This window comes from Crocosphaera watsonii WH 8501 (genome assembly GCF_000167195.1).
In the GTDB taxonomy this organism is placed as follows: Bacteria; Cyanobacteriota; Cyanobacteriia; order Cyanobacteriales; family Microcystaceae; genus Crocosphaera; species Crocosphaera watsonii.
In genome coordinates this window covers 1-12,148 of sequence record NZ_AADV02000129.1, presented here as the reverse complement: position 1 = coordinate 12,148, position 12,148 = coordinate 1, and the positions used below count along the sequence as shown (strand labels likewise).

Sequence of the window (12,148 nt, the reverse complement as noted above, 5' to 3'; positions counted from 1 at the left end):
AGGGGCGAAGAGAGGAAGGCTAGAGAGGGAGGAGAGAGGAGGAGAGGGAAGGCGGAGGAGGGGCAGAGGGAGAGGGGTCCGGGAGAAGGGAAGGACGNCNGGTNGGNGGATTGAATCGAGCTCGGTACCTAAAATTAGTTTACCTTTATTTTTTATTTTTTCTCCTTTTTCTTGGAGACAATCCTTTTTTTTTACTTCTTTATCACTCTTGTCTATTTCTCTTTTTACTATTTTTTTATTGATTTTGTTTATCAATTCTCCATCAATTCTTTTCCTAAAATGAACTAGCATTGAAGATTCCAGTGGTGGCTCTTGTTGATAACAATTTAAACCTATAAAGTATTGTAGATAAGGATTTTCTCTAATCTGTTCTATAGTTTCTCTATCACTTGTTCCTAATTTTTCCTTAATAATTAATGTCCCTAATGCCATTCTAAATAGTTTGGCTGGCGCACCTTTTTCTGCTGAAAAAAGTTTAGCATATTCTTCCTCAAAATCATCCCAAGGTATCAACTCTGCCATGATTACCCAACGATTATTGGGGGACAATTTGCCCTCGAAAGGTAATTCAAATTTTTCTGGGGGCGGTAAAGGTTGCTCCTCTTTTCGATACATTTGTTCTTGACCAACAACTGGGAGGTGTTTCTACCAATTATAGCGGTTTGTAGCCGACAAAGCTGATCTTTTTTGCGATCGCGAATATGGGTGTAACCTTTTAAAGAATAGGGTTTTGCTTTTATTCAGCAAACCCTACTTAGGGATTTAGTAACAATGAGATCATCAATGAACTTATGGCGTTTTAAACAGATGGGAATTGCTATTTGGACTTATCTGAATCAACCTTTATTTGATCCTAAACAACCTATGGTTTGGGAAATGAGACGTTTCTGGTACTTATACAAAATTCAACTATTAGAAAATTGTTTTCTTAAGGACGGTACGTCTAAAACCCATTATACTCAATAATAGAGTAAGGGTTTTGGCTATTTTTTATGAGTATTGATGCTGAGATTAGCCGTTTATTAGATATGATGCCTGCTTCTGGGAGAATGTTAACTAAGATTATTAGTCAACCCCAGCAGTCTAAGGTCATTGATGCACCATTTGCGCCCCCTTGGAATCGAGAAAGCCGTCCTATTTATATTAACTTTGATTTATGGCGACGGCTACCAAGAGGCCAACGAGACTTATTAATATTAAGAGCTACCAGTAGTTTAATTAATATTCGTTGGTTTAAACCTGATATTAATCAATTGATTGTTTTAGCTGGAACCATAGGCTTAATGGTAGAAACTGGTCAAGGTGATGCAGTTGGAATATTGATTGCAGCAGGTTTAACCGCCATTTCAATAAGACAAATTTGGCGAGATAATCGCAATATTCAACGAGAATTAGATACGGATGAAGCTGCTATTAAAGTTTCTTTAAGACGGGGTTATACCGAGGTAGAAGCAGCCCAAAATCTTTTACAAGGCATAGAAAACGCTGCTAAAATAGAAGGACGTTCTATTTTAAATTTTACCGAACTTATTCGCAGTCAACATCTTAAATCTCTAGCTAATCTTTCTAGTATTGATGTTCCTGAGAAAATTGATTTTTAATTTAAAATAATATTAAGTTTGTTTAAATTAGTATCAGTACACCCAGTAATCATCCCTCCTAGTTTTTGTATTTTCTTTAAATAGGCGATCGCTTCACTGGTAATGATTTCTCCTGGCATTAATACAGGAATACCAGGGGGATAAGGACAAATTAATTCACCGCTTATTTTACCGATACATTGTTCAATGGCGACTGATTGTTTAGGAGCGAAAAAAGCCTCACGGGGGGATAATTTGAGAGGAGATGGGTGAAGGGGATGTGGCGCTGAAGATAAAGGTAGATCAGGAGATGAGGAGAAAGAATGATTGAGTATTCGGAAAGCATTAATTAACTGATTAATATCCTTTTTTGTGTTACCAATAGAAATAACAAAAGCTAAATGAGACAACATTGGTAATTCAGCAGTAACCTGTAATTTTTCCCGAAAAATATCATCAACCTCTAAACCACTTATACCTAAAGCCGTGACATTAACAGTCAAGCGAGTAATATCTAAATCATGAAATCCTGGCCGCTTTTCTGTGAACTCTAAAACCCCTAAATTATCAATCTTCTTGATATTTTCAACAGCTATTTGTGCTAACTCAAGGGTGTGAGTTAATAATCTTTCTCCCTGTAAAGCCATTTGTTGTCTCGCCCCATCCAAAGAAGATAATAATATATAGCTAGGGCTGGTAGACTCCACTAACTGTAATGCTTGACTAATCTTTTGGGGATCAATGCGCGCGCCCTGTATGTGTAACATAGAAGCCTGAGTCATAGCTCCTAATACCTTATGGGTCGATTGTACAGTCAAATCTGCCCCCAAGGATAAAGCAGAAGGGGGCAGAGCGTCATGAAACTTAAAATGCGCCCCGTGTGCCTCATCCACCAATAAGGGTATGTTGTAACGTCGGGTAATAGCAACTATAGAGCGAATGTCACCACAAACCCCGTGATAGGTGGGGTAAACCAAAAACACGGCTTTGACATCAGAATTCTCTTTTAAAACTTTTTCTAAAGAGTATGGGGTGATACTGAGGGTAAGATCCCATATTGGATCATATTCAGGATTAAGAAAAATGGGAACCGCCCCAGAGACAATTAACCCCATAATGAAAGATTGATGAACATTACGGGGTACAATAATCTTATCACCAGGGTTACAAGTTGCTGCTATTGCAGCAATAATGCCACAAGTTGACCCATTAACCAGAAACCAAGTTCGATCAGCCCCAAAGGCTTCAGATGCTAGAATTTGGGCTTTGGCCATAGCCTCATCGGGGGCAAACAAGCTTCCCAATTCTGGTAATTCTGGTATGTCGGCTTGAAACACCCCCTCCCCTAACAAGTACCGTAACGAATCGCTAATTCCTTGTCCCCGTTTATGGCCGGGAACATAAAAAGCAGCATCGGGTTTGTTTTTTAAGGTGGTCAAAACATCAATAAGTGGTGTACTCTCTTGACGAGAAAGGAAAAAGTCTGATGATCTTGTCATAAGGTCATTTTACTCACATCCAGGTTCAAAAATCATAAAATTTTTTAAAAAATTTCTTTCTTGTAGGCAATGTATGAGCAATTAAATTCTTATTGATCTAGTGCCTAAACTTTTTAGCTTATGACCATTAATATCCCTCACTTACAAACATCTATGTTAGTCAATTCTTCTCAATCTAAAATCCTAATTGTTGATGATGATCCTGCTGTTCGTCAGTTAATTTCAAGATTTTTTAGCTATAATAACTATGAGATTGAAGCTGCTGCTGATGCTAAAAACGCCAGGCAAATCTTTCAAAAGTTTAACCCTGATTTGGCTATTTTGGATGTTAATTTACCCGACGAAAGTGGATTTAATCTCTGTAAAGAAATTCGTCAAACAGGTACCCTAGTGCTGATGTTAACCTGTATGGCAGACACAAATTATGTTTTAGAAGGTTTTGAACAGGGGGCTGATGATTATTTGACAAAACCCTTTAATTTAGAAATTCTTAAGACCAAGATTGCTGCTTTATTAAAACGTGGTATTGGGCAAGAATTCAATCTTAATACACCCAATAACTCTGTCAAGATTAAAGGATTAACTATTGATCCCAACCGATGTGAAGTTAGTCTTAATGATGAAGTTTTACCCTTAACAACTTTAGAGTTTGAATTATTGTATTTTTTGGCAACCCATCCTAACCGAGTTTGGGAAAGAAGCGATCTAATTTCTGCTGTTTGGGACAATAATCATGAGGTAGGAGTTGAAAGAAAAGTAGATGTTCATATCGGTCAAATTCGTAAGAAAATTGACGACATCCACGGTCAGATGATCAAAACCATTCGAGGAAAAGGTTATCTGTTTGAACATTCGTAAACTGATTAATTTTCAAAGGGAATTTAGAATTTTTTCTAAATTCTGCATTCCTACACCCATCAAGACTTGTTACAATATGGCTCATATATTATGTTTGATGTTAATCTATGATTTGGCCATTCAAACCCAGACCCAGTAAGCAAATAGCCCGCATTGAAATTACAGGGGCGATCGCTTCAGAAACTCGTAAATATGTTCTTGATGCCCTAAAAACCGTCAAAGAAAAGAAATTCCCAGCTTTATTGCTACGCATTGACTCCCCAGGAGGAACCGTCGGCGACTCCCAGGAAATTTATGAAGCCCTCAGACGACTGCAAGATGAAGTGAAAATTGTGGCTAGTTTCGGCAATATTTCCGCTTCTGGTGGGGTTTATATTGGTATGGGCGCACAACATATCATGGCTAACCCTGGAACCATCACTGGCAGTATTGGAGTGATTTTACGAGGCAATAATTTAGAAAGATTATTGGACAAAGTTGGGGTGTCTTTCAAAGTTATTAAATCTGGTCCTTATAAGGACATTCTAGCCTTTGATCGAGAATTAACCGACGAAGAACAGCATATCCTTCAAGAGATGATTGATGTCAGCTATCAACAGTTTGTTACTACCGTAGCCCAAGGTAGAAACCTAGACGTAGATAAAGTCAAAACCTTTGCCGATGGTCGTATTTTTACAGGACAACAAGCCCTAGAATTAGGGTTAGTGGATCGCTTAGGTACAGAAGAGGATGCCCGTCTTTGGGCTGCTGAGTTGGCAGGATTAAATCCAGACAAAGCCACCTGTTATGATCTTGATGAACCAAAACCCTTGTTAAGTCGGGTTCTCTCTCGTAATCAAAGTAAATCAAAACTGAGGACAACCATGGACTGGTTAGAGTTTGAGTTGAAAACCAACGGTCAACCCTTATGGTTATATCGTCCTTGAATTTAGATTAAACCAAAGGAAAAAATGGGTCGATGGGTGAGACAATGGGGGGCATAAGTAACAGCCAATATTGTTGGAGGTATGCGATCGTGGAGTTGAAAGTACGGGGAGTTAGAGGGGCAACCACAGTCACAGAAAATAGCCCAGAAGCAATAGGAGAAGCCGTCAGTGAATTGTTAAATGTCATCGAAACCCAAAATCAACTCAACCCTGAAGATATTGTTAGCGTCACCTTCACCGCTACTCAGGACATTGATGCGATTTTTCCTGCTGCGATCGCCCGTCAACGCCCTCATTGGGAAGATGTTCCCCTCTTAGATGTCCAGCAAATGTCGGTTCATAATAGCCTAGAACGCTGTATCCGGGTTCTAATTCACTTTAACACCCCAAAACCGCAAAAAGAGGTTTCTCACGTCTATTTGCGTGGGGCTTCTAATCTTCGTCCTGATTGGCGTTTAACCCATACTAGCTCCTCGGTATCGACTCATTCTTCAAGTTTCAAGGATTAAAACAATGGCATTAGTAATTAGTACCGTTAATATGAAAGGTGGTGTGGGAAAAACTACATTAACCGTCAATTTAGCCACCTGCTTAGCCAAAAATCACGGAAAACGCGTATTAGTTCTCGACTTAGATGCTCAAATTAGTGCCACCCTTAGTTTAATGTCCCCCCATGAATTCGCCCAAACCAGAAAAAAACGGCGTACCCTTAGTTATTTATTAGATAATATTATTCAACCTAACCCTTACAGTAAATTGGATATTCATGATATTATTCAACCCTATATTTGTGGGATAGAAGGACTAGATTTATTACCAGGAGATTTGGAATTATATGATGAGTATATTGTTTCAGAAACCCTGCATAAACAAGCAGAAATTATAGAAAATCCTGATTTTGAAACAGTGTGGAATCATTTTGAACGGGTTTTGGTTCAGAAAATTTTAGAACCTGTTTTAGAGCATTATCATTTTGTAATTATGGACTGCGCTCCGGGTTATAATCTCTTGACAAGAAGCGGATTATCTGCTAGTGACTATTATTTATTACCAGCACGACCGGAACCTTTATCAGTAGTAGGAATGCAGTTATTAGAAAGAAGAATTGCTAAATTAAAAGAAAGTCATCAAAACGATCAACCTTTGAATTTGAATCTATTAGGTGTGGTTTTTATCTCATCGGGAGGGGGTTTATTAAGTCGTTATTATAATCGAGTGATGCGAAGAGTCCAAACAGATTTTACTCCTCAACAACTCTTTAAAACCTCAATCCCTATGGATGTTAATGTGGCTAAAGCAGTGGATAATTTTATGCCTGTTGTTACGTCTATGCCTAATTCTAGTGGTTCTAAAGCATTTAACAAACTAGCTGAGGAATTTTTAAGTAAGTTACCTTCTTAAGCAATTATCAATTATTAATTTTTAATTGTCACTCGCAAATTATTAGCCATGAGACGATCATCAATTTTTTGTTGCCAAATATATAACTCTTGCTGAAATTCAGGATATTGTAAACCTTTACGCCAAAGAACTAAAGCATCTTCTCCTGTGGTTTTATAGTATCCTTTTCGTTGTCCTGCCACCTCGAAACCAAATTTTTGATATAAACAGAGGGCTGGTTGATTAGAAACCCTGACTTCTAAGGTAGCACGCTCAAGATCCCGATTAACTGCATCCCTCAGTAAACCATAAAGTAATAATTGACCCAACCCTTGACCTTGGTATTCAGGGGTAATCATTAGTAGAGTAATATGAGCTTCTTCTAAAATTTCCCAAAAACAACCAAAACCAATAATAGTCTGGGTTAAATCGGAAGACAAAACCCAAAAATGACTATTGTTACTGCTTAACTCCCGTTGATACCCATTTTTTGACCATAAACCTCCAAGACAACACTGATCTAAAGCGACCAGTGCATCGAGATCCGTGAATTGAGGTTGATGAAGTCTAATTGATAAAAATGACATTGAAAAATTTACATTCAGTGAACAGTAATAATAACTGGTAACTGGTAACTGTTAACTGCTCACTGTTCATAGCACTGATATTGTCAAGATAGAGACACTAATGCCCCAAGTTAGGCCAATCAAAACTTGGAAGGGAGTATGTCCGAGTAACTCTTTCAATCTCTCTTCTGTATTCAGCTGATGACTGTCTTGTAAAAACTCATCGAGTAATTGATTGAGAATACGCGCTTGTTTTCCTGCTGCTTGACGGACTCCGGCCGCATCGTACATGACAATGACGGCAAATAAACAAGCAATAGCAAACTCTGGACTTTCCCATCCCTTAGTCAGACCTACCCCTGTGGCTAAAGCCCCAACTAGGGCTGAATGGGCGCTCGGCATTCCCCCTGTGCTAACCAAGTAACGGAAATTAATTTTGCGGTGACGGATCAACTCAATAATTAATTTCAATCCTTGGGCAGAAAAACAGGCTATTAGGGACACTAACAGTATTTTGTTCTGAAAAATTGCTTCAAAATCCTGCATAATTAACGGTGAAAACGTTTAGTTTTTGCGAGCAACAATAAATTGGGCGATCGCTTCTAAGGGTTGGGCTGCTTGGCCGTAGGGACTCAGTTGGGCGATCGCATCGTCAATCAGGGCTTGAGCTTGTTTTTGTGATTCTTCTAAGCCCCATAAACTGGGATAAGTAGCTTTTTGCGCCCGTTCATCTTTTCCGGCGGTTTTGCCTAATTCTTCACTGCTGGCAGTTACGTCTAAAACATCATCGATGATTTGAAAGGCTAAACCAATGTTCTGAGCGTAACGAGAAAGCCTTTCTATATCCTCTGGCTTAGCTCCGGCTAAAATGGCTCCAGACACCACAGATGTCTCCAATAATGCCCCTGTTTTGTGGATATGGATGAATTTTAAGGTATCTACGGTGACATCGGTTCTACCTTCCGATTCTAAGTCTAACACTTGACCCCCGACTAATCCCGCTGCCCCAACGGTACGTCCTAAACGGGCAATGACATCGATGAGGTTAGGGAAATCTACATTACAGGTTTGGGTGGCAACATATTCAAAGGCGTAGGACAATAAAGCGTCTCCTGCTAAAATAGCGATGTCTTCTCCATAAACCTTATGATTGGTCAATTTTCCCCGTCTATAATCATCGTTATCCATAGCAGGGAGATCGTCATGAATCAAAGACATGGTATGGATCATTTCTAGGGCGCAAGCTGTAGGGAGTGACATTTCTACGGTCCCACCCATCAGTTCACAGGTGGTTAGGCAGAGAATGGGGCGTAATCGTTTTCCCCCTGCCAAGAGGGAATAACGCATAGCTTCGTAGATTTTTTCGGGACGGGTAATGTGAAGGGATTGATCCAAGGCCGCTTCAACTAACTGTTTTTTCTCTTTAAGATAGGACGCAAGCTCAAAATTCGATGCTTCTGTATGCGTCACACGGTCTTCACCTGTCATAACCATGTCTGATTGCCTGTAGTTAGGGATTATTTTGTATCATTTCTATCAGTTTACTTTATCAAAAATCGTATCCAACATGAAAGCTTTAGGGTTAAAACAGAGAAATTTTTGCTCTACGACTCCCATCGTAAATCCAACTCAGGTTAAGTTTTCCTAAATTTTCATGGATGTTCCTCAATGAGTTGTGCTATAACCTTTGTGTGAAGATGAGGATGAAAATTAATCAATGAAAACAAACTCAAATTTGAAACATCTATTGACCGCAACTATTATCGCTGGAGTCTTCGGCGTAAGTTCCTCTGCCCAAGCCGGAGAAGGTGGCGCTGCCGGTGCGGCTGCCTTTAGTATTGATGCTGGTGCCGTAACTGGGGTCGCTGTAGCTGCGGCTGTGGGTAAGCAAGATGCTTTTGCCGCTGCTTTTAATGTTAATGATACAGGTTTTAATCTTCCTGCGGCTGCTTTAGCTAATAACCCAGATTCCGCACTTCAAAATGTAGTATAAAAAAATACATAGTTTTAAAAAGTCCGAAAATCATACCTGGGCAAGAATATTTCTCTTTTCATTAAATTTTTAGGAAAAATAATCAAATTAAGAAGATTTATACTCATTGAAAACTTAGCAAGACTCAGCACAAACGAAGGAGAGTTTCCTCTTCTCATTTGATATCATTAGACTCTTATTCTTTTATTATTTTTGCTTTATCCAATTCAATTTATAGATAATATCTTTGACAAGATGCAGGTAATAAACTCAATATAAAACGCCTTTCTTCTGTTAAATTGACAATTTGTTTGACTCCGTTTAAAATCACATAATGAATACCTTGAAAACATTGAAATATCCACCTCAAAGTCGGACGCAATGTTACTTTCCCTACTTGATTATTTATTCCTTTTTTGACTCTTTTTAAACAATTTCTTAATTCTCTTTGCCCCAAGTTATAAATCAACAAACACAAAGACATTAAAATAACATTTTTTCTATTCTTTCTGGTTTTTCAACGAAGAAACTATCAGTAAAAAATAAGGGATCTTTCAAAAATCGAAATCCTCTTTCCGTAGATTGCTGGTTTTTATAAGTTATCAGAATTTCACTAGCTTCTAATTTATTTTCCTCTACTAAGTTAGTTGCTAAAATAAATTTTCCTGCTTCTTTAGTCTTTCTACTTATCTCTTCATCTTTTTTGATGATCAGACTAATCATTTTATAAATCTTTTCCTTTTTTTTCGAGTAAGTTTCAATCAGTTCAACTTCTTTTATTTCCAACAATCTCAATTTTTTATTAATAGCTTTTAATTTATATCGAGCAGCTTGAGGATGTTCAAATTCTTCAGATTGTATTTCTTTAAGAAATTTTTGGGATTTCTTCTCTTCTTGGGAAAGTTGTTTTTCTAGTTTTTCCAAATCACTTTTCTGTCTTTTTTCACTCAAGACTATTAACCAAGTTTGCTTGATTCCACCATAAGTAACAATTTCTTCTTTCCAGGTATAACTTTCTAAATTTAGGTCACTTCTTTTTTCTTTATCTTCATCTTTTACTTCTTCCACCTCTATATTTTGCACTAATTCTTTTGCTTTTTTTATGGTCATTGGAACTCTCGTTATCCATTTTAAATGTTGGATTAGTTGGAGATTTTCTTGACCATATAAAGCACTATCACAAACCATGATACTATCAAACTTTATTTGCTTTTTGAATTCTACTAAAACTTTTCCAAATACAGCTTTATCAGATTCATTTCCATCTCCTACTCTCACAAATAATGGAATATCTCCATCTTGGCTTGTTATTAAATCCAAGACACATTGTTTTAAGTCTGGTCTATGATCCCGAGAATATCCTTTCTTAATAAGAATTGGTCTTTCTTTAATAATTTTTTCTTCTTCCTGTTTCTCTTTATCTTCTTCCCTTTTATATTCTCCATCTAAATGAAATGATGTGGAATCTAAATGGGAGTATTTAAGGTCTATTTTAAATTTTTTAATTACTTCTAAAACTACTTCAATAAAAATATCATTTAGTCCATATTTATATAATTCATCCATTACTCTCCCAATTTTATCATCATTAAGGTAATCAGGTTTAATTCTTTCTCCTAACAATTTCTCAATGGCTTTATCTTGAAAAAACTGACTGAATAAATATAGAGGTCTTGAAACAAATCCTAGTCCATTGATTAAAATAGACTTAACTACTGTACCTGCTGAGATTTTTTCTCTAACATCTATTCCTAATTTATTATTAATTATTTTGACTATTCCTATTTCATCAATTAAACCAGCTACTATCCCTAAATGGTCTAAATTTTTAACTTGTATTTCTTCTAAATAAGACATTTTTCGCTCTTTTTTTACAGAGGAAACAACTTAAGCAATTATCCCACTTTTTTGTCTTCAAGAGCTTAAGCAATTATACTTAATTATTAACCCCAGGCTTGTAGTATTTAATGCTACTTTTTGAAGTGCGGAATCTGGGATTAACCGAGGTGAACATGGTTAGACACAAAATCAAAGATTTTAGTGAACTTTGGAAGAGCATTCCCTGGAAGAAATTCCGCAAGAATCTCTTTCGTCTCCAAAGAAGATTGTTTAAAGCCATTCAAGCAGAAGACAAAAGACGAGCTAGGAACTTACAGAAACTTATTCTGAAGTCCTTTGCAGCTAGACTACTCGCAGTCCGACAAGTATCACAGCTAAACACTGGTAAGAAAACCGCAGGAATAGATGGAGTCAAATCCCTCAACTTCAAACAACGGTTCGCCTTGGCAGAAAGGTTGCTCACAGCAAACGAATGGAAACACTCCAAGCTAAGAGAAATCCCCATCCCCAAGAAAGATGGAACCACCCGAATGCTCAAGGTTCCAACTATGGCAGACAGAGCATGGCAATGCCTCGTTAAATACGCCCTAGAACCTGCACATGAAGCACTATTTCACGCCAGAAGCTACGGGTTTAGACCTGGACGCTCGGCACATGACGCTCAAAAGATTCTATTTAGGGTTTGCTGAATAAAAGCAAAACCCTATTCTTTAAAAGGTTACACCCATATTCGCGATCGCAAAAAAGATCAGCTTTGTCGGCTACAAACCGCTATAATTGGTAGAAACACCTCCCAGTTGTTGGTCAAGAATAAATGTATCGAAAAGAGGAGCAACCTTTACCGCCCCCAGAAAAATTTGAATTACCTTTCGAGGGCAAATTGTCCCCCAATAATCGTTGGGTAATCATGGCAGAGTTGATACCTTGGGATGATTTTGAGGAAGAATATGCTAAACTTTTTTCAGCAGAAAAAGGTGCGCCAGCCAAACTATTTAGAATGGCATTAGGGACATTAATTATTAAGGAAAAATTAGGAACAAGTGATAGAGAAACTATAGAACAGATTAGAGAAAATCCCTATCTACAATACTTTATAGGTTTAAATTGTTATCAACAAGAGCCACCACTGGAATCTTCAATGCTAGTTCATTTTAGGAAAAGAATTGATGGAGAATTGATAAACAAAATCAATAAAAAAATAGTAAAAAGAGAAATAGACAAGAGTGATAAAGAAGTAAAAAAAAAGGATTGTCTCCAAGAAAAAGGAGAAAAAATAAAAAATAAAGGTAAACTAATTTTAGATGCGACTTGTGCGCCAGCAGACATCAAATACCCAACGGATTTAGGCATATTAAATCAAGCCAGAATTGAGACAAAAAGAATAATAGATAATCTTTATAAACCATTAAGAGTAAAATTGAGAAAAAAGCTGAGATACTTCTAGAAATTGCTAGAAAGGATACTTAAAGTAGCTAAAAACGAAAGTATCTATCAGAATAGAAGCTGTCGGGGATCCTTAGATGCACCA

General features: G+C 37.4%; 12 protein-coding genes and 3 pseudogenes. 9 read left to right on the top strand and 6 right to left on the bottom strand.

What is annotated here, in order from left to right; translation table 11 throughout:
- Positions 1-129 precede the first annotated feature (129 nt).
- Positions 130-615 (bottom strand): annotated as a pseudogene (locus tag CWATDRAFT_RS25005) (transposase); the annotation flags it as partial.
- Between the two features lie 156 nt (positions 616-771).
- On the opposite strand from CWATDRAFT_RS25005, the gene CWATDRAFT_RS25000 reads away from it, so the two are divergent.
- Together CWATDRAFT_RS25000 and CWATDRAFT_RS24995 are read left to right on the top strand one after the other, a co-directional pair.
- A complete protein-coding gene (locus CWATDRAFT_RS25000) occupies positions 772-966 on the top strand; it encodes a hypothetical protein (RefSeq protein ID WP_021833851.1) in 195 nt (64 codons plus the stop codon).
- Between the two features lie 26 nt (positions 967-992).
- On the top strand, positions 993-1,601 hold the full coding sequence (locus CWATDRAFT_RS24995; RefSeq protein ID WP_007307613.1) for a DUF3318 domain-containing protein: 609 nt from the start codon (positions 993-995) through the stop codon (positions 1,599-1,601).
- Here CWATDRAFT_RS24995 and CWATDRAFT_RS24990 read toward each other — a convergent pair.
- On the bottom strand, positions 1,598-3,079 hold the full coding sequence (locus CWATDRAFT_RS24990; protein ID WP_007307611.1) for an aminotransferase class I/II-fold pyridoxal phosphate-dependent enzyme: 1,482 nt from the start codon (positions 3,077-3,079) through the stop codon (positions 1,598-1,600). The two genes, CWATDRAFT_RS24995 and CWATDRAFT_RS24990, sit on opposite strands and share 4 nt — an antisense overlap.
- Positions 3,080-3,199: 120 nt before the next feature.
- On the opposite strand from CWATDRAFT_RS24990, the gene CWATDRAFT_RS24985 reads away from it, so the two are divergent.
- The 4 genes from CWATDRAFT_RS24985 (at position 3,200) to CWATDRAFT_RS24970 (ending at position 6,264) form a co-directional block, all read left to right on the top strand.
- A complete protein-coding gene (locus CWATDRAFT_RS24985; protein ID WP_007307614.1) occupies positions 3,200-3,937 on the top strand; it encodes a response regulator transcription factor in 738 nt (245 codons plus the stop codon).
- A 107-nt stretch (positions 3,938-4,044) separates the two neighbouring features.
- Positions 4,045-4,863 carry a signal peptide peptidase SppA gene (sppA, locus tag CWATDRAFT_RS24980; protein WP_007307615.1) on the top strand — a complete coding sequence of 273 codons (819 nt, stop codon included), beginning with the start codon at positions 4,045-4,047 and terminating at the stop codon, positions 4,861-4,863.
- A gap of 32 nt (positions 4,864-4,895) precedes the next feature.
- The gene (aroH, locus tag CWATDRAFT_RS24975) at positions 4,896-5,372 is read left to right on the top strand and encodes a chorismate mutase (RefSeq protein WP_007307616.1); all 477 of its coding nucleotides are present in this window, start codon (positions 4,896-4,898) and stop codon (positions 5,370-5,372) included.
- Between the two features lie 4 nt (positions 5,373-5,376).
- Positions 5,377-6,264, top strand: a complete 888-nt coding sequence (locus tag CWATDRAFT_RS24970) for a ParA family protein (protein WP_007307617.1) — start codon at positions 5,377-5,379, stop codon at positions 6,262-6,264.
- A 14-nt stretch (positions 6,265-6,278) separates the two neighbouring features.
- Here the strand turns inward: CWATDRAFT_RS24970 and rimI are convergent, their stop codons facing one another.
- The 3 genes from rimI to crtE form a co-directional block, all read right to left on the bottom strand.
- On the bottom strand, positions 6,279-6,830 hold the full coding sequence (gene rimI / locus CWATDRAFT_RS24965; RefSeq protein ID WP_007307610.1) for a ribosomal protein S18-alanine N-acetyltransferase: 552 nt from the start codon (positions 6,828-6,830) through the stop codon (positions 6,279-6,281).
- A 66-nt stretch (positions 6,831-6,896) separates the two neighbouring features.
- Positions 6,897-7,355 carry a divergent PAP2 family protein gene (locus CWATDRAFT_RS24960; protein WP_007307609.1) on the bottom strand — a complete coding sequence of 153 codons (459 nt, stop codon included), beginning with the start codon at positions 7,353-7,355 and terminating at the stop codon, positions 6,897-6,899.
- An 18-nt stretch (positions 7,356-7,373) separates the two neighbouring features.
- Positions 7,374-8,303, bottom strand: coding sequence for a geranylgeranyl diphosphate synthase CrtE (crtE, locus tag CWATDRAFT_RS24955; protein WP_007307608.1), 930 nt, complete (start codon positions 8,301-8,303; stop codon positions 7,374-7,376).
- A 253-nt stretch (positions 8,304-8,556) separates the two neighbouring features.
- Here crtE and CWATDRAFT_RS24950 point away from each other — a divergent pair, with 253 nt between their 5' ends.
- Positions 8,557-8,802, top strand: a complete 246-nt coding sequence (locus CWATDRAFT_RS24950) for a hypothetical protein (RefSeq protein ID WP_157134173.1) — start codon at positions 8,557-8,559, stop codon at positions 8,800-8,802.
- Positions 8,803-9,013: 211 nt separating this feature from the next.
- Here the strand turns inward: CWATDRAFT_RS24950 and CWATDRAFT_RS24945 are convergent.
- A pseudogene (locus CWATDRAFT_RS24945) lies at positions 9,014-10,638 on the bottom strand (IS1634-like element ISCwa1 family transposase).
- Between the two features lie 110 nt (positions 10,639-10,748).
- Between CWATDRAFT_RS24945 and CWATDRAFT_RS24940 the strand changes: the two are divergent.
- Together CWATDRAFT_RS24940 and CWATDRAFT_RS24935 are read left to right on the top strand one after the other, a co-directional pair.
- Positions 10,749-11,309, top strand: a complete 561-nt coding sequence (locus CWATDRAFT_RS24940) for a reverse transcriptase N-terminal domain-containing protein (RefSeq protein WP_007307619.1) — start codon at positions 10,749-10,751, stop codon at positions 11,307-11,309.
- A 125-nt stretch (positions 11,310-11,434) separates the two neighbouring features.
- Positions 11,435-12,148, top strand: a pseudogene (locus CWATDRAFT_RS24935) (transposase); the annotation flags it as partial.

Coding starts and splice junctions, on each gene's coding strand:
- CWATDRAFT_RS24970 (WP_007307617.1), top strand. CDS start 5,377: ATGGCATTAGTAATTAGTACCGTTAATATGAAAGGTGGTGTGGGAAAA.
- rimI (WP_007307610.1), bottom strand. CDS start 6,830: ATGTCATTTTTATCAATTAGACTTCATCAACCTCAATTCACGGATCTC.
- CWATDRAFT_RS24985 (WP_007307614.1), top strand. CDS start 3,200: ATGACCATTAATATCCCTCACTTACAAACATCTATGTTAGTCAATTCT.
- CWATDRAFT_RS24995 (WP_007307613.1), top strand. CDS start 993: ATGAGTATTGATGCTGAGATTAGCCGTTTATTAGATATGATGCCTGCT.
- CWATDRAFT_RS25000 (WP_021833851.1), top strand. CDS start 772: ATGAGATCATCAATGAACTTATGGCGTTTTAAACAGATGGGAATTGCT.
- sppA (WP_007307615.1), top strand. CDS start 4,045: ATGATTTGGCCATTCAAACCCAGACCCAGTAAGCAAATAGCCCGCATT.
- aroH (WP_007307616.1), top strand. CDS start 4,896: ATGGGTGAGACAATGGGGGGCATAAGTAACAGCCAATATTGTTGGAGG.
- CWATDRAFT_RS24960 (WP_007307609.1), bottom strand. CDS start 7,355: ATGCAGGATTTTGAAGCAATTTTTCAGAACAAAATACTGTTAGTGTCC.
- CWATDRAFT_RS24990 (WP_007307611.1), bottom strand. CDS start 3,079: ATGACAAGATCATCAGACTTTTTCCTTTCTCGTCAAGAGAGTACACCA.
- CWATDRAFT_RS24940 (WP_007307619.1), top strand. CDS start 10,749: ATGCTACTTTTTGAAGTGCGGAATCTGGGATTAACCGAGGTGAACATG.
- crtE (WP_007307608.1), bottom strand. CDS start 8,303: ATGGTTATGACAGGTGAAGACCGTGTGACGCATACAGAAGCATCGAAT.